Origin of the sequence: Prolixibacter sp. SD074, assembly GCF_009617895.1 — a bacterium.
In the GTDB taxonomy this organism is placed as follows: Bacteria; Bacteroidota; Bacteroidia; order Bacteroidales; family Prolixibacteraceae; genus Prolixibacter.
Genome location: NZ_BLAW01000001.1, coordinates 740933 through 756503 on the forward strand (window position 1 = coordinate 740933; position 15571 = coordinate 756503).

At 43.0% G+C, this 15571-nt stretch carries 15 protein-coding genes; 6 read left to right on the forward strand and 9 right to left on the reverse strand.

Annotated features, from left to right (window positions below):
* The first annotated feature begins 63 nt into the window (after nt 1-63).
* From GJU82_RS03145 to GJU82_RS03165, 5 genes are all read left to right on the forward strand, one after another.
* Complete coding sequence (locus GJU82_RS03145; protein WP_153630818.1) at nt 64-3162, forward strand: PAS domain-containing hybrid sensor histidine kinase/response regulator; 3099 nt, start codon at nt 64-66, stop codon at nt 3160-3162.
* A 192-nt stretch (nt 3163-3354) separates the two neighbouring features.
* Nucleotides 3355-4689 (forward strand): signal recognition particle protein, encoded by a 1335-nt coding sequence (gene ffh, locus GJU82_RS03150; protein WP_153630819.1) that lies wholly within the window; start codon nt 3355-3357, stop codon nt 4687-4689.
* A gap of 27 nt (nt 4690-4716) precedes the next feature.
* Nucleotides 4717-5592, forward strand: coding sequence for a bifunctional methylenetetrahydrofolate dehydrogenase/methenyltetrahydrofolate cyclohydrolase FolD (gene folD / locus GJU82_RS03155; protein WP_153630820.1), 876 nt, complete (start codon nt 4717-4719; stop codon nt 5590-5592).
* Between the two features lie 157 nt (nt 5593-5749).
* Nucleotides 5750-6586: a M48 family metallopeptidase gene (locus GJU82_RS03160; RefSeq protein WP_228488548.1), complete on the forward strand. Its 837-nt coding sequence runs from the start codon at nt 5750-5752 to the stop codon at nt 6584-6586.
* A 153-nt stretch (nt 6587-6739) separates the two neighbouring features.
* A complete protein-coding gene (locus tag GJU82_RS03165; RefSeq protein WP_153630821.1) occupies nt 6740-7114 on the forward strand; it encodes a DUF3276 family protein in 375 nt (124 codons plus the stop codon).
* Nucleotides 7115-7218: 104 nt separating this feature from the next.
* On the opposite strand, the gene GJU82_RS03170 is transcribed toward GJU82_RS03165, so the two are convergent.
* The 8 genes from GJU82_RS03170 to GJU82_RS03205 form a co-directional block, all read right to left on the reverse strand.
* Nucleotides 7219-7965, reverse strand: coding sequence for a TerB family tellurite resistance protein (locus GJU82_RS03170; RefSeq protein WP_153630822.1), 747 nt, complete (start codon nt 7963-7965; stop codon nt 7219-7221).
* Nucleotides 7949-8548 carry a dephospho-CoA kinase gene (gene coaE / locus GJU82_RS03175; protein WP_153630823.1) on the reverse strand — a complete coding sequence of 200 codons (600 nt, stop codon included), beginning with the start codon at nt 8546-8548 and terminating at the stop codon, nt 7949-7951. The genes GJU82_RS03170 and coaE overlap by 17 nt, the downstream gene beginning before the upstream one ends.
* Nucleotides 8545-9177, reverse strand: coding sequence for a CdaR family protein (locus GJU82_RS03180; protein WP_153630824.1), 633 nt, complete (start codon nt 9175-9177; stop codon nt 8545-8547). The genes coaE and GJU82_RS03180 overlap by 4 nt, the downstream gene beginning before the upstream one ends.
* Before the next feature lie 437 nt (nt 9178-9614).
* Nucleotides 9615-9929 carry a preprotein translocase subunit YajC gene (gene yajC, locus GJU82_RS03185; protein ID WP_194830952.1) on the reverse strand — a complete coding sequence of 105 codons (315 nt, stop codon included), beginning with the start codon at nt 9927-9929 and terminating at the stop codon, nt 9615-9617.
* Nucleotides 9926-10390 carry a DUF1573 domain-containing protein gene (locus tag GJU82_RS03190; RefSeq protein ID WP_153630825.1) on the reverse strand — a complete coding sequence of 155 codons (465 nt, stop codon included), beginning with the start codon at nt 10388-10390 and terminating at the stop codon, nt 9926-9928. The genes yajC and GJU82_RS03190 overlap by 4 nt, the downstream gene beginning before the upstream one ends.
* 5 nt (nt 10391-10395) lie before the next feature.
* Nucleotides 10396-11346, reverse strand: a complete 951-nt coding sequence (nusB, locus tag GJU82_RS03195) for a transcription antitermination factor NusB (protein WP_153630826.1) — start codon at nt 11344-11346, stop codon at nt 10396-10398.
* A 151-nt stretch (nt 11347-11497) separates the two neighbouring features.
* Entirely contained in the window at nt 11498-12259 is a 762-nt protein-coding gene (locus GJU82_RS03200) for a rhomboid family intramembrane serine protease (protein ID WP_153630827.1), read from the reverse strand.
* Complete coding sequence (locus GJU82_RS03205; RefSeq protein ID WP_153630828.1) at nt 12256-13290, reverse strand: low specificity L-threonine aldolase; 1035 nt, start codon at nt 13288-13290, stop codon at nt 12256-12258. Before GJU82_RS03205 ends, GJU82_RS03200 begins: the two co-directional genes overlap by 4 nt.
* Before the next feature lie 228 nt (nt 13291-13518).
* On the opposite strand from GJU82_RS03205, the gene GJU82_RS03210 reads away from it, so the two are divergent.
* A complete protein-coding gene (locus tag GJU82_RS03210; RefSeq protein ID WP_153630829.1) occupies nt 13519-14841 on the forward strand; it encodes a deoxyribodipyrimidine photo-lyase in 1323 nt (440 codons plus the stop codon).
* Here GJU82_RS03210 and GJU82_RS03215 read toward each other — a convergent pair.
* On the reverse strand, nt 14838-15347 hold the full coding sequence (locus GJU82_RS03215; protein WP_373921451.1) for a glutathione peroxidase: 510 nt from the start codon (nt 15345-15347) through the stop codon (nt 14838-14840). The two genes, GJU82_RS03210 and GJU82_RS03215, sit on opposite strands and share 4 nt — an antisense overlap.
* Nucleotides 15348-15571: the final 224 nt, after the last annotated feature.

Here is a 15571-nt window from a genome sequence, read left to right on the forward strand (position 1 = left end):
TTGGACGAAGGGGATGTCGAATATTCTATAGTTGTTGTTTGCCAAACTTTGCATGTTGCGCTTATGGATAGAATTGTTATTTATCATATCGATACTGCCGTTTCCGGGAAAATTCTGGATGCTGTTTCTGATTGCTCCGGATTCAGTGCTGTTTTCTTGAATGATGTGACAACTTTTTTTCAGGATATTCAGCGGATTAAGCCGGATCTTCTCATCACCGGCACAGCCGATTTTCCGGAATTGCTGGAAGGGCCCTCCATGCATGATATGGTGTTTTCGGGCAAGTTTAAGGTTGTATTGATCGAAAATTCCGGGGACAGTGATCTTTCAGAAATTCCCGAGTTTGTCACCATCGTTTCTGATGAAGTTAATCCGAACAGTCTGAGAATTCTTCTCAAAGAGATGATGGGTGATTGCAAGAGGGAGCTTCATACAGGCGAACATCTTGATTGGGTCATTCAGCATATCCCTACGGCCATTTTTTGGAAAGATACCCGTTTAAAATATTTGGGCTGTAACCAAATGTTTGCTGCCGATCGCGGGTTAAATAACCTTGAGCAAGTGACAGGCCTGACCGATTTTGACCTGTTTTCGTCTGACGAAGCAGCCGGTAATATTGCCATAGACAGGGAAGTGCTTGCCACTGGTCAATCCAAAATAAACTACGTGGAAGCCGTCCCAAACCGAAACGGGAAAACCGAATGGTTGCGGAAAAGTAAAATTCCCATGCGAAATGAGAAAGGGGAAAACATTGGCATTTTGGGAATGTATGAAAAAATTACTGACCAGAAGTTGGCTGAAGCAGAATTGGAAAAAGAGAAGGATTTGGTTGATACTTTTCTGAAAAACAGTCCGGATATTATTTATTATAAAGATAGAAAAGCCAGGTATACCCGAATTAACGAAGCGCATGCGCGGTTGATGAGGCTGGAAAAACCGGAAGATGCTATTGGAAAAACCGATTTTGATTTTCATGATCGGGAATTTGCACAACAATCTTATCAGGACGATATGAATGTGATGCATACGGGCGAAACAATCGTTGATAAACTTCAGGAATTTGTAGATGCATGTGGTGAACTGAGGCATTTTACTACAACTAAAATCCCCATTCGGGGGAAGAATGGGCAGATTATTGGTTTGGTTGGCATTTCGCGCGATTATTCTCAGAGGAAGAAAATCGAGGAACGGTTGGAACAAGAAATGCAGTTCCTGCAAATTTTAATGGACAGCTTCCCCGATTCGATTTATTTTAAAGATGCTCAGTCGCGTTTTATCAGGATTAATCGTGCCCAATACGAAAAGTTAGGGTTGAAGTCTTCTGAAGAGGCTATCGGAAAAACCGATTTTGATTTCTTTTCGAAAGAAGAAGCCACCGGTGCATATAATGATGAGGCCGAGTTGTTTAAATCGGGCAAACCGGTTGTTAATAAAATGGAAAAACTAAGTAACAGAGATGGAACCTTCCGTTGGATGTCGGCTACCAAAATGCCTATTCAGGACAACGATGGGAAAATCATCGGTTTGGTAGGAATTTCGAGGGATAATACGATGGAGGTTGAGGCCCGGAAACATCTGGAAATGGCTAAAGAGAAAGCAGAGGAGGCCAACCGGGCAAAAAGCCTGTTCCTGGCAAATATGTCGCACGAAATCAGGACACCGATGAATGGCGTTATTGGGATGGCTGATATTTTGGGGAAGACAAAACTGAATGAAGAGCAAAAGGAGTATCTTGATGTGATCACCAAATCGGGAAATAACCTGTTGTCTATTATTAACGACATTCTTGATTTCTCCAAGATTGAGTCCGGACGGATGGAGATGGAATCGACTCCCATCAATATTCGTGAAATAGTGGAGGATGTAGCTGATATATTGATTGTTAAATCCAATGTTAAAGGCCTTGGCCTGGTAACCTATATTGACGCAGCCATTCCCGGTACGGTAATGGGCGATCCTGTTCGGTTAAGGCAGGTACTTATTAATCTCGCCAATAACGCAATCAAATTTACCAATAGCGGTGAAGTATTCATTTCAGCTGAACTGAAAGGGATTGACTCAAAGGTTGAAGTGCTTTTTAAGGTAAAAGATACCGGAATAGGAATTTCTAAAGAGGCACAGGAAAAGGTGTTTGAATCCTTTACGCAGGTCGATTCATCAACAACCCGTAAGTATGGCGGAACTGGCCTGGGATTAGCTATTTCGAAGCGATTGTCTGAGCAGATGGGCGGAGAGATTGGCCTGGAAAGCAAAGCCAACCAGGGGTCTTTGTTCTGGTTTACTGCCCGTTTCGAAAAGGCATCTGCTGAACGAGAACCTGATCGGCCGAAAAAAGTTATTGAGCTGGAAAATGTGAAGGTTTTGATAGTTGATGATAATCGTACCAACCGGTTAATCTTTTCAAAATATCTTGAAACCTGGGATTGTTCATCGGATGAAGCTTCCAGTGGGATGCAGGCGTTGAAGAAATTGAGAAAAGCTGCTTCTGAAGGGAAACCTTATGATATAGCCCTGGTTGATTTCCAGATGGCCGAAATGGATGGACTCGATTTTGCCAGTCGCGTGAAAAAGGATCCGGCGATTGCTTCCACCAAAATGATACTGTTATCTTCCATTTCTGATATCCTTTCCCGAGGGCAGGTGCGTAGCGCTGGTTTTGAGTACTATTTAAATAAGCCGGTTAAACTCGGGCAGCTGTTGAATATTATGGCTAAGGTGACCGGAAAAGAGTTACCTGAATCATATTTACACTCCGGACATAAAAAAAATGCAGGGGTTAACCGAAAGAAAAGAAATCTGAGAGTGCTGGTCGCGGAAGATAATGTGATTAATCAGAAAGTTGCCATGTTAACGCTTAAATGTGTTTCCGGTTCCATCGATTTGGCAAAAGATGGCGAAGAGGCATGGCAGATGTACCGCGATAACAAGTACGATCTCATTATGATGGATATACAAATGCCTCTGCTTAACGGCTATGAGGTAACAAAAATGATTCGCAAAAAGGAAGAAGAGGAAAAAGGTAAGCCGATAAAAATTGTGGCCATGACAGCCAATGCTTTGCAGGAGGATGTCGATTTATGTTTGAGTATCGGCATGGATGGTTACTTAAGTAAGCCTTTTAAAGCTGAAGATGTAATCGAAACCATAGACAAGTTGTTTTGATCTTTTTTTTATCATTACAGTATTTCAATTACTCTGATGGATCAGCCTGGTTCGGTTTTTCCGGTTAGTTTGGCTGTACCGATGATAGAGGTGTTTTTCGGACTATCGATGTATTCATTTGACTGATTTTATATTTTCCTAATTCTGCCAATTCATTATCTTTGTACACACTCAAAAATAACGGGAATACAAATGTTTGAAAATCTTACCGACAGGTTAGAGAAATCGTTTAAACTGCTCAAAGGTCAGGGGCAGATTACCGAAATAAATGTTGCCGAAACATTAAAAGATGTTCGTCGCGCATTACTCGACGCCGATGTGAACTTTAAAATTGCCAAGGACTTCACTAATCGAGTGAAAGATAAGGCCATCGGGCAAAAAGTGCTTGAATCGGTGAAGCCGGGGCAGATGATGGTGAAGATTGTTCACGATGAACTGGCTGAACTGATGGGAGGCGAAACGGTTGATATCTCATTGAAGAAATCTACCTCGGTTATCCTGATGTCTGGTTTGCAGGGTTCTGGTAAAACTACTTTTTCAGGAAAACTGGCCAACCGTTTAAAATCAAAGCAAAATAAAAATCCGCTGTTGGTTGCCTGTGACGTTTATCGTCCTGCTGCAATTGAACAACTGAAGGTTGTCGGCGAATCGATTGGCGTTTCGGTTTACACCGAAGAAGACAATAAAGACCCGGTTAAGATTGCCCGGAATGCAATTAAGAAAGCGAAAGCTGAAGGCAATGACGTGGTGATTATCGATACCGCCGGTCGTCTGGCTATCGATGAGCAAATGATGCAGGAAATCGAAGCTATTAAAAAGGCTGTTGAGCCAGACGAAACACTTTTCGTGGTTGATTCAATGACCGGACAGGACGCTGTAAATACGGCCAAAGAGTTTAACGACCGGCTTAATTTCGATGGCGTTATTCTGACGAAACTCGACGGTGATACCCGCGGTGGTGCAGCGCTTTCTATTCGGGCGGTAGTGAACAAGCCCATTAAGTTTGTGGGTACCGGTGAAAAAATGGATGCCATCGACGTTTTTCACCCAAGCCGTATGTCCGACAGGATCCTGGGTATGGGAGACATTGTTTCGCTGGTGGAGCGCGCCCAGGAGCAATTCGACGAAGAGGAAGCCCGTAGTTTACAGAAGAAACTGGCGAAGAACCAGTTTAACTTCAACGATTTTCTGACACAGATTCAGCAAATCAAGAAGATGGGTAACCTGAAAGATCTGGCCGCAATGATTCCCGGAATGCGGAAAGCTTTGAATAATATTGATTTAGAGGATGACGCATTCAAGCACATCGAAGCGATTATTTACTCCATGACACCAGACGAACGCGATACTCCGGCCCTGATTGACGGTTCACGTCGTAAGCGTATTGCCAGTGGTTCAGGAACCGATATTCAGGAAGTAAACCGCTTGATTAAACAATTCGGGGAAACCCGGAAAATGATGAAGATGGTTTCGCAGGGAGGAAATGCGCGCAAAATGGCTTCGAAGGCACAACGCGGAAGAAGATAAGCTCAATCAATCAATAAAATATCTTCAATGATTTTACTGGACGGAAAAAAGACATCGGCTGAACTGAAAGCCGAAATTGCTGAAGAAGTAAAGGCGCTGACAAGCAGTGGGAAAAAAGCCCCTCACCTGGCGGCAGTGTTGGTTGGTCACGACGGTGGAAGCGAATCGTACGTAGCCTTTAAAATGAAAGATTGTGCCGAGGTTGGATTTAAATCGAGCCTGGTTCGTTTTGAAGACGACGTGACAGAGGAGGAGCTGTTGGCAAAAGTGGATGAGTTAAATAACGATGATGACGTGGACGGATTTATCGTTCAGTTGCCGTTACCCAAACACATTTCCGAACAAAAAATTATTGAAGCCATCAATCCGAAAAAGGATGTTGATGGATTCCATCCGATTAACGTTGGACGCATGGTGATTGGCCTGCCTTGCTTTGTTTCGGCTACGCCTGATGGTATTGTTGATTTGCTGAAGCGGTACAATATTGAAACGTCAGGAAAGAATTGTGTGGTCGTTGGAAGAAGCAATATTGTCGGTCGCCCGTTGAGTATACTGATGTCGCAAAAAGCGCTAAATGCCACAGTTACTGTTGCGCATAGCCGGACGAAAAATCTGAAGGAATTGTGCGCCAGCGCTGATATCCTAATTGCGGCGCTGGGGGTTCCCGAATTTATTAAAGGCGACATGGTGAAAGAGGGTGCTGTGGTTATTGACGTTGGTACCACCCGGGTAAAATCTGATAAGACCAAATCAGGTTTTAAACTCAAAGGTGATGTTGCGTTTGACGAAGCAGCTGAAAAATCTTCTTACATCACACCTGTTCCCGGTGGTGTTGGTCCGATGACCCGTGTCTCACTATTGAAAAATACTTTGTTGGCGGCGAAAAAAGAAATTTATTCGTAAGATGTTTCTGACATCGAAATAAACAATTGATGAACGGTTTCTTGAGGCAGCTTTTTTTTTATTCTTTTCGGAGTTTCAGAACGTTATACTTGAACCGAAATGGAATTGAAAATGTTTCTTTTTTGAAAAGTATTCACTGCTTAATATAAACCAAAGTATGAAAATGATACCAATGAAGATTAGCCGGCGTCACGTTAAGTTATCCTGGATTTTCTCCCTTCTGTTGTTTACAGCCTGCGCAACTGTCCCGTTAACCGGAAGGCAACAATTGAACCTGATTCCTGAATCGGAAATGTTATCCATGAGTTTAACTCAATACGGCGACTTCCTGAAAAGTAATCAATTGTCAGGTAATCAAGCACAAACTGATATGGTGAAGCGCGTTGGAAAGCGAATAGCTGCTGCCGTTGACCAGTATCTGAATGATAATGGTTTGAGTGACCGGGTAAAAGATTTTAACTGGGAATTTAACCTGGTGAAAGATTCAGTTGCGAATGCCTGGTGTATGCCTGGTGGAAAAGTCGTAGTCTACACCGGGATTTTACCTATTACCAAAAACGAAAATGGACTGGCTGTTGTCATGGGACATGAAATTGCCCACGCCATTGCCCGTCATGGTAACGAGCGGATGAGTCAGGAAATGTTAGTCCAATTGGGGGGAGTGGGATTATCGGCAGCCGTTGACCAGAAGCCGGAGCAAACCAAACAAATTTATATGACGGCATACGGCTTAGGCGCTCAGGTGGGAGCTATCCTTCCTTATTCGAGAAGCCATGAACTGGAAGCGGATAAAATGGGACTAATGTTTATGGCAATGGCGGGTTATGATCCGCATGGAGCTGTCGATTTCTGGCAACGAATGGCGGCTAATGGTGGAGGAAGTGGAATGCCCGAATTTCTGAGTACACACCCGGTCGATTCGCATCGAATTGCACAGATTAAACAAGACCTGCCTGAAGCATTAAAATATTACCAGCAGGCAAAGAATAATTAGCCTTTGTTATCCATATTCGTTATAAATATTCGATTTTCTGTTTTACAACCTATTATGTCCGACACATAAGAGGTTGTATTTTAATCTTTTTTAATTCTTTTTTATAATTTTGAAAAGATTCGAACAATACACAGAAAATTAAAATTTTCGAATATGGTAGGTATTGATAAAAAGGATGGAGCTGATAATCAAAATAATGGCGAGAAGCGGTTCCGTGAAGAGGTTTATTCGAAAGCTGTAAGAGCTGGAAAAAGAACGTATTTCTTTGATGTTAAAATGACTCGGAAGGATGAGTATTATCTTACTATTACCGAGAGCAAGAAGAAATTTGATCAAGATGGCAAGTACCATTTCGAGAAACACAAAATCTTCCTGTATAAAGAGGATTTTGATAAATTTTCGGACGGACTTGCTGAAATTATCGATTACATTCACGAACGTCAGCCTTACGAACCTCGGAAAGAAGAGGAAAAGGATGTGCTCAAAGAGTATTCTGACGTAGAGTTCGAAGATTTGGCGTCAAGCTAGCAGGCGGTTGCAAGAATAGAAAACAGCCGCTGAATTTCAGCGGCTGTTTTCTATTCTTGCAATATTTTATTTCCATAAGGTAATGACCGGTAGCCTAACTAATCCTAAATTATTTTTCTTTCCTGCCGGATAGCCTCATAGGCTTCATTAACTTTTTGAAATTTCTCTTTTGCGGCTTTCTGTACATCTTCTCCGAGGTAGCTAACTTTATCGGGGTGATACTTTACGGCCATTTTGCGGTAGGCTTTCTTTATTTCCTGCTCGGTGGCTGTTGAAGGTATCTCCAGGACCTGGTAAGCCCAATCGGTACTGGGAACAAACATCGATTCGATGGAACCGTAGTCGGCATCGGATATGCCTAAAAAGTACGCGATGTTTTTGACCAGTACTTTTTCCCGTGGATCAATATCCCGGTCGACAGCTGCTATACCAAACAGAAAATGAATCAGTTGCAGGCGGGAGGGATAGTCCATGTAGCGTTTGATTTGGTGACAAACTTCGGCTACAGGTATATCTTGTTCAAGTAAGCCTTTCAGTGATTTTACTGCTTCGGCAGCTGTATCAACGCCAAAGTTTTGCTTAAAGAAGCTTTTCACGTAATCCAGTTCTGAGCGAAGTACTTTCCCGTCGGCTTTCAAAACAGCGGCCACCAAAATGAGCAGGCTAACTATGTAGTCGCCCTGGGTTGTGGGTCTTTGGCTTTGTGTCCCGTTGTACGGGTGTTGGTACTGATTAACATTCACCTCGGCACTGTCGATTACCGAACCAATAATAAAACCGATTAATCCCCCGATAGGGCCGAGGACACTCCATCCCAGGCCACCGCCAATCCATTTAGCGAATTTTCCCATTGTTTCTAAAAATTTTATCTAATTCAATAACCTGAGGTATCACCAGGCTGGAGTTATCATTTTCAATAATATAGTCGGCCAGCTTCCTCTTTTCATCTTCCGGCCATTGATTACGCACCCTGCTTTTTACTTCTTCGGGCGTTAGTTTATCGCGGTTAACCACCCGGGCAATGCGCATCTCCTCGGGTGCAGTTACCAAAATAACTTCATCCATATCTTTGTAAAAGCCACTTTCAAACAAAATGGCTGCTTCGTAAATAATGTACGGAACGTGACTGTTTACGGTGAGCCAGTGCTTATAATGGGCATGGACCACGGGATGAACCAGTTGGTTCACTTTGTTTAGCGATGATTTTTCAGAAAAGATAAAGCCGGCTAGTTTTTTTCGATTAAGTTTTCCGTTTCCGAAATAGATAGAGGGGCCGAACAAGGCGATTAGTCCTCGTTTGATTTCCTGGTTTTCGTCTTGTAGTTTTTTCGCTTCCGCATCAGCTTCATAAACAGGCGCTCCCAATAATTGGAAGGCATTGCATATGCTGGACTTCCCGCTGCCAATCCCTCCGGTTATTCCGATTTGCTTCATTGATTACTGTTTTTCTTTTCCAGAATAAATTCTACTTCCTTCGGATAATAATCGTACGAGATAACGTTTTGCGGATATTTTTCCATCGTCACCGGAAGTTTTTGACGCGAAGCACTGATGCTGTCATAATCGATGGAAGGATGAAAACTGGCAGCGTTGACTTGATCGTACTGACTAAGGCCAACTTTATACGACACTTTGATTGAAGAAGGGAACGCCTTCAATTCTATGCTGTCAGGAACATCCTTAATGACAAGTGGAATTTCACGGGTGCCTTCCGTTATCTGCTCAACCGGTATATTCAGCACTACGCGCCGTGGAGTGAACTGCAGCTTATCATCCCCGGTTAACGATACATTGCGTTGTACGCTATGTGACAGGTCTTTATATTTCTGTCCTCTTGTAGAGATGAACTTCAGCGTATCCAAAACATCCTCCGGCCCTTTTACCATGACTGAATCTGGTGTGGTATAGGGGGATTGTTTCAACATGTACTGATTGAGCAGGGTGACATTCACTTTCGGCTTGACCGGAAATTTCCGTTGAACAATTGGGTTGAAATTAAAGTAGAGACTGTCCGGGTAAATGTTCAACACCTGTATTTCGTTGCTGATCTGGTTTACTATCATACTACGGTTTGCCTCGGTTGATGCTGAAAAACCGAAGTGGTTGTTTTTTGAAACTTTATGCCTGGTTTTCAGTTCGCTCACATTGATTAAAATGGGCGAGAATGATAATTTGAGCTTGTGACGCAAGAGTGTGAAACCATAGGCGCTCACTGTGCACTCGAGTTTCTGCGGCAATGGTTGCGATAACTTCTGATCGGTAGGAAGATCGATATACTTTACCGGGAAAAAAATTCGGGCCGTATAATTTTTACTAAGGTTGTTTAACGTCCAGAAGAAAGAAGAAATTATAAAGCAGATGAGAAATATAAACAATTTACCGTCCCGGCGAAATGGGTGTTCGTCACGGAAGAATCTCCTGATTTTATATACCCTTGTTCGTATTTCCCTAATCACGGCCAACTAAATTTTTAAAAAAGGCTGGAAGGACCAGCCTTTAATCATTTTTGCTGCGGTGCGTCGCTGATGTCTTTCAGTACAACACTTTTATCTACTTTTACCTTCACATTGGGGGCAATTTCGAGAAAAATGATACTGTCTTTTATTTCAACAATCCGACCATATAATCCGCCGGTAGTTACTACTTTATCGCCTTTTTGCAGTGCTGAGCGAAATTTTTGCAGTTCTTTCTGACGTTTCATCTGAGGTCTGATCATGAAAAAATAGAATACGACCATAATCAGTACCAAGGGAAGAAAGGTCATTAATGGGTTGGTTTTTGTTTGTGCAATAACAAAGAGTAAATTGTTCATCATTTTTTATTTATCAGTTTTTCAAATTGCGCATTCTGTATGCGCGCAGTAACGGCAATATTCTTTTTTAAACCCTTGCGGGTATTAATTTCAATGGTTTTGAATTCGTTTCCCCATTCTCCATCGGTGGTAAAGATAACTTCAATTGTGGATTTTTCTCCCGGTTGAACCGGTTTTTTCGGATATAAAATTTCCAAACATCCACACTCGTTTTTTATATGCGAGATGGTAAGCGGCTCACCACCTGTATTTTCGAAACGAAAAGAGTAGGAGACAACTTCTCCTGCCTTCAGGGCACCAAAATTATGGATTTCGTCGCGAAACTCAAATTTGGCTGCTACCTTTTGTTTTATCGCTGCTGTGTCGCTCGGATTTTTCTTCTTCTGGTCCTGGCTGGTTTGAGTGTTACATCCAGCCAAAAATAATGCCGTAGCTATAAATACGAAGGCAGTAAACCGGCTCATCTTACTTATTTTCCATCCAACAGTCCGCGGCCGGCTTTTACAACACGGCCATCTTCCTGAAAATCCTTGCTTATCCGATCGAGTACTCCATTAATAAAGGTGGAACTACGCTTCGTACTGTAATATTTCGAAAGTTCGATGTATTCGTTCAGCGTTACTTTAATCGGAATGGATGGGAAATCGGTTAATTCGGTAATGGCCATCTCCAGTATGAGTACGTCCATCAGCGCAACACGTTCCACATCCCAGTTTTTGGTGTACAACTCGATGATTTTGTGATTTTCCTCGTGTTTCAGAATCGTTTTCCTGAACAATTTAATGGTGTAATCGCGATCTTCATCGTCCTTGTAAAGTGAAAGCAAGCGAAGGTTTGGAGACGGATCCTGTTTTACTTTTTTGATGGTTTTTATGACCATACTGACAACAAAATCCAGGTCGTCGTTCCAGTAAATGCTTTGTTCTTCCAGTTCGCTTTCGAAAAGATCGTTGTTCAGTACCATTTCAATGAAGAAACGTTCGCAAAGCTTCTGGTCAGATTGAATACTATTCGATTCAGCCAAAAGGTATTGCTGGTAAAATTTTGATTCAACCAATTCGCGGTAAAGCTTCCGGATTAGTTCCGGATTTTCCTTCCAGCTAATTTTATTTTGCTCAATGTAGCTGTTCAGTGCTTCATTTTCTTTCAGCCGGTTAATAATGTGATTATCGACAAAACGTGTGTTGGGGTGAAGATCGTCCCAAGATGGAATATTTTTATGTTTTCCGGCTGTCTGTCGTTCTTTGGCTAAATCACGAATTTCAATAAGCAAAGCAAACAATAAGTGATAGAGGTCGTATGTTTTGCGGATGCTGAAGTTTAGTTCTGATTCTGACTGGTTAATGGTTTTCCCTGTTGTGGTAAAGTGGGCATACAGAATCTGCAATACCTTGGTGCGGATGATCCTACGGCTAATCATAATCGGGCAAGAACTTTCTTTTTATTAATTGATTCCTGTTACAATACGTTACGACGGCAAAAATACAATATTTATTGGATGTACAGACCAATTCGGTGAACGTTCCTGTCTTTATTTATGATTTATTGATATTGGCTGTAAATCTGACGGTTCAGGATGACTTTCCATCATCGGGAAAGCTTTGTGATGAATCGGATAGTTTTGTTTTCCCGGAGTCGGATACCGGGAAGGTTTCAATGGCTTTTTCTTCGGTAGAAGACGCTTCATCCTCCTCATCTTCTTCATCCCATGGATGTTCTTCCGCAGGAGGTCCTTTTTTCCGGTAAACAACAGCCAGCACAATACCCGAAACACCTCCCCATAAATGCCCTTCCCATGAAATTTCGGGTTTCATGGGAAAGATTCCCCAAAACAGACCTCCATATAGGAAAACTACAATGATTGATATGGTGAGCAAACGAACATTGTTGCGAACAATACCGCTCATAAAGAGAAAGGCGGCCAAACCGTAAATAACCCCGCTGGCCCCAATATGCCAGGCTTCCCGTGCTCCCAGCCAAACGAATATTCCCGATAAGATCCAGATGAGGAAAAAGATGCGGTAGGCTAATTCCCGGTAGAAAAATAACAGGGCAAGGGTTAATAAGAAAAGTGGAACAGTATTGGCCATCAGGTGGCTGAAGCTACCGTGGACCAATGGCGCGGTAATGATTCCGGGCAATCCTTTCACATGCAGGGGATAGATCCCTCCCGGTGCCAGGTCGAGGTGAAACTCTGTTTCAAATAACCTGATTAGCCAAAGCAGAACAATCAGAAAAGTGGGAAAGAACAGGCTATGCCTGAAAATCCGTTTATCCAGTTGCTTTTGCTCTTCGGTGTAGTGATTGCCCGGAATATACCGGAATACGCTCATTTTTTCATTTTTTGCCGAAGCAGGTTTCCGAACGTGTGAATGTCTTCTTCCGTCGTATCGAACGAGGTCATCCAGCGTACTTCATTGCGCTGCTCGTCCCAGGTATAAAAGAAAAACTCTTTTTGTAATTCAAGGATTAATTCGCCTGGAATGATAGCAAATACGCCGTTTGCATCTACTGGCTGGGTAATTTCAACTCCTTCGATGGATCGAATTTCTTCTTCCAGTAACCGGGCCATACGGTTGGCATGCGTTGCATTTTTCTTCCACAATCCGTCGCCCAGGTAAGGAATAAATTGGGTACTAATGAAGCGCATTTTAGAACTTAACTGTGCAGCCTGTTTGCGAAAATATTTCGTGAAAGTAGCCAGTTCCGGTTTGAAGGAAACAACCGCTTCCCCTATCATCATACCATTTTTGGTACCTCCGAAGGAAAGAATATCGACTCCTGCATCGCGGGTGAATTCGCGAAAGTTCATATCAAGCGCTACAGCCGCATTGGCCAAACGGGCACCATCCATGTGGAGGTACATACCATGCCCGTGCGCTAAATCAGCCAAAGCCTGAATTTCTTCTTTCCGGTAAACGGTTCCCAATTCGGTGGCCTGCGTAATGCTGATAACTCCGGGCTGGGCATGGTGCTCGAAGCCAAAACCATGAAGATGCGGTTTGATATCTTCCGGACGAAGCTTTCCGTCTGAAGTGCTGACCGGGAGAAGCTTGCTGCCGGTAAATTTTTCCGGGGCACCGCATTCGTCCACCTGGATGTGTGCCGTTTCGGCGCAGATGATGGAATTGAATGAACGGGAGGCTGATTTCAAACTGAGAATATTGGCTCCGGTGCCGTTGAATACGAAAAATACTTCGGTATCGTTACCAAACTCCTTTTTAAAAAGTTGTATGGCTTGTTCGGTCCATCTATCTCCGCCGTAACCAACGGCATGGCCCTGGTTGGCTTCAACCATTGCGTTCAGAATATCGGGGTGAATGCCCGAATTATTGTCGCTGGCAAAGCCTCTTTCATGTGTCATGTATAAATCTGCTTTATAATTAAACTTCCTGATGTTTTTACTATGCTCGGCGGTATTTTGTGCCGACTTGAAGTTACGATATTAACTATTCTGCACAAAAATATGTTTCTTTTTCGATTTAATTATTGTATTTTCAATTACACGGAAACGTTGATTTTAATGGTTATCCAAACCGGATGGCCATTTTTTCTCTGATAGTGGTGATGATAAATTGGTAATGGACTTGAGATGAGAAAGAAAGAGAAAAGTGTGGTTAGTATTTTCTGGTTCCGTCGCGACCTGCGGCTGGAAGACAATGTTGGTCTCATGCATGCCCTGAAAACCAGGGAAAATGTGTTGCCTTTGTTTGTATTTGACCCGGAAGTTTTTCAACGGGACGAAAACAACCGAAATGTTCAGGTGGGCTTTGTGTATGATACATTACTGGGAATAAAAGAAAAACTTGAAATTATTGGTTCCGGGTTGTATGTGGCTGCCGGCAAACCGCTCGATGTCTTTAAGGCATTGATGGACAGCTATCATATTTTCTGTGTGTATGCCAACCGGGAGTATGAACCTTATACGCTTCGGCGGGATGACGAAGTTGCTGCTTATCTTACCAGCCAGAGGGTGGAGTTTCATACCTATAAGGATCATGTTTTGTTTGAGCAAAACGAAATTGTAAAAGACAACGGTGAACCCTATACGGTATTTACGGCCTACAAACAACGGTTTCAGCGAAAGCTGAATCAGTCGATGGTTGTGGCGGCAGTAATTTCAACGTATGCATATAATTTTCTCAGGACTTTGCCGCTTGCCATGCCTTCGCTGGAGAGTATGGGATATTCGCGGGTAGAAGTACCTGTTCCTCCCCGGAAGTTACCTGCCGGGTTGCTGAAGGGTTATGAAACGGATCGGGATTTTCCTGCCCGGAATGGAACGTCACATCTTGGTGTGCACCTGCGATTTGGCACCGTAAGTATCCGGAAAGTAACGGCGCTGGCGATGCAACATTCCGATACGTTTCTGAATGAACTGATTTGGCGGAACTTTTACAGTGTTATCTTGTGGTTTTTTCCCCGGGTTGTTCATGCTTCTTTTAAGCCGGCTTACGATGAAATTGTCTGGGACAACAACAAGGAGCATTTCAAAGCCTGGTGCGAAGGACGGACCGGCTATCCGTTGGTTGATGCCGGGATGCGCGAACTGAACGCCACCGGATACATGCACAACCGTGTGCGGATGGTTACGGCCAGTTTCCTGTGCAAACATTTGCTTGTCGACTGGCGTTGGGGAGAAGCATATTTTGCCCGGAAATTATTGGATTATGATTTGGCGTCGAATAATGGAGGGTGGCAGTGGGCTGCTGGCTCGGGAAACGATTCAGCGCCTTATTTTCGTGTTTTTAATCCGGAATTGCAGGCCAAGAAGTTTGATCCGGACGGAGAGTACATTGTAAAATGGATTCCGGAATATGGAACGATGTCCTATCCGAAACCCATTGTAGTTCACGCCGAAGCCTGTGAACGGGCGCTTGCACGTTATGCCGAAGCAGTAAAAGCTAAAGCTTAGTTTTTGCTTTCAATCCAGCTAATGATCTTTTCTGAATCAGGCTTATCCTGAGGCAATGCTACACCAACCAGGTGGCCTGTTTTGTCAATCATGAACTTCTGAAAGTTCCATTTGATTGGTGCGTCCATTATACCATTCTTCGATTTCTCTGTCAGCCACTGGTAGAGCGGGGCCATGTCATCACCCTTCACTGAAATCTTTGACATCATCGGAAAGGTAACATCGTAATTTTCGGTACAGAAAGTTTTAATCTGGCTGTTCGTCCCTGGTTCCTGGTGCATAAAATTGTTGGCCGGAAAGCCGACAATAACAAATTTATCGGGCCCGTACTTTTTGTAAATCGCTTCGAGTTGCTTGTACTGCGGTGTGAACCCACATTTGGATGCGGTATTTACAATCAGCACCTTTTTCCCTTTTAGCGATGCCATATCAAATGGTTTGCCATCAATATCGGTTACCTTAAAATCATAGATGGTTTTCTCCTGCGCAAATGTGGTGAGCGTCATCGCCAGTATGGAAAACAGTAAAAAGAATTTTTTCATAATCTGTCAGTTTTTATTTAGACTGCACTCTATTTTGGATATAATAAACAACAAAGCCAGGCAAAAAGTTGCTCAGCATAATTTTCATCTGGCAGTAAACCAGAAGCTTGTTTTAGTCGTTGATAACTTATGCGAAAACGGGGCATAAATGGTTGCCCATTTTATACTATATTTGAATTTCAAATCTG

Bases quoted from the DNA above. Each gene is read 5' to 3' on its own strand.
- GJU82_RS03160 (WP_228488548.1), top strand. From the start codon at position 5,750: ATGAAAATGATACCAATGAAGATTAGCCGGCGTCACGTTAAGTTATCC.
- nusB (WP_153630826.1), bottom strand. From the start codon at position 11,346: ATGATTAGCCGTAGGATCATCCGCACCAAGGTATTGCAGATTCTGTAT.
- yajC (WP_194830952.1), bottom strand. From the start codon at position 9,929: ATGATGAACAATTTACTCTTTGTTATTGCACAAACAAAAACCAACCCA.
- GJU82_RS03145 (WP_153630818.1), top strand. From the start codon at position 64: ATGGATAGAATTGTTATTTATCATATCGATACTGCCGTTTCCGGGAAA.
- coaE (WP_153630823.1), bottom strand. From the start codon at position 8,548: ATGAAGCAAATCGGAATAACCGGAGGGATTGGCAGCGGGAAGTCCAGC.
- GJU82_RS03170 (WP_153630822.1), bottom strand. From the start codon at position 7,965: ATGGGAAAATTCGCTAAATGGATTGGCGGTGGCCTGGGATGGAGTGTC.
- folD (WP_153630820.1), top strand. From the start codon at position 4,717: ATGATTTTACTGGACGGAAAAAAGACATCGGCTGAACTGAAAGCCGAA.
- GJU82_RS03200 (WP_153630827.1), bottom strand. From the start codon at position 12,259: ATGAGCGTATTCCGGTATATTCCGGGCAATCACTACACCGAAGAGCAA.
- GJU82_RS03215 (WP_373921451.1), bottom strand. From the start codon at position 15,347: ATGACGCTCACCACATTTGCGCAGGAGAAAACCATCTATGATTTTAAG.
- GJU82_RS03165 (WP_153630821.1), top strand. From the start codon at position 6,740: ATGGTAGGTATTGATAAAAAGGATGGAGCTGATAATCAAAATAATGGC.
- ffh (WP_153630819.1), top strand. From the start codon at position 3,355: ATGTTTGAAAATCTTACCGACAGGTTAGAGAAATCGTTTAAACTGCTC.
- GJU82_RS03205 (WP_153630828.1), bottom strand. From the start codon at position 13,290: ATGACACATGAAAGAGGCTTTGCCAGCGACAATAATTCGGGCATTCAC.
- GJU82_RS03210 (WP_153630829.1), top strand. From the start codon at position 13,519: ATGAGAAAGAAAGAGAAAAGTGTGGTTAGTATTTTCTGGTTCCGTCGC.
- GJU82_RS03190 (WP_153630825.1), bottom strand. From the start codon at position 10,390: ATGAGCCGGTTTACTGCCTTCGTATTTATAGCTACGGCATTATTTTTG.
- GJU82_RS03180 (WP_153630824.1), bottom strand. From the start codon at position 9,177: ATGATAGTAAACCAGATCAGCAACGAAATACAGGTGTTGAACATTTAC.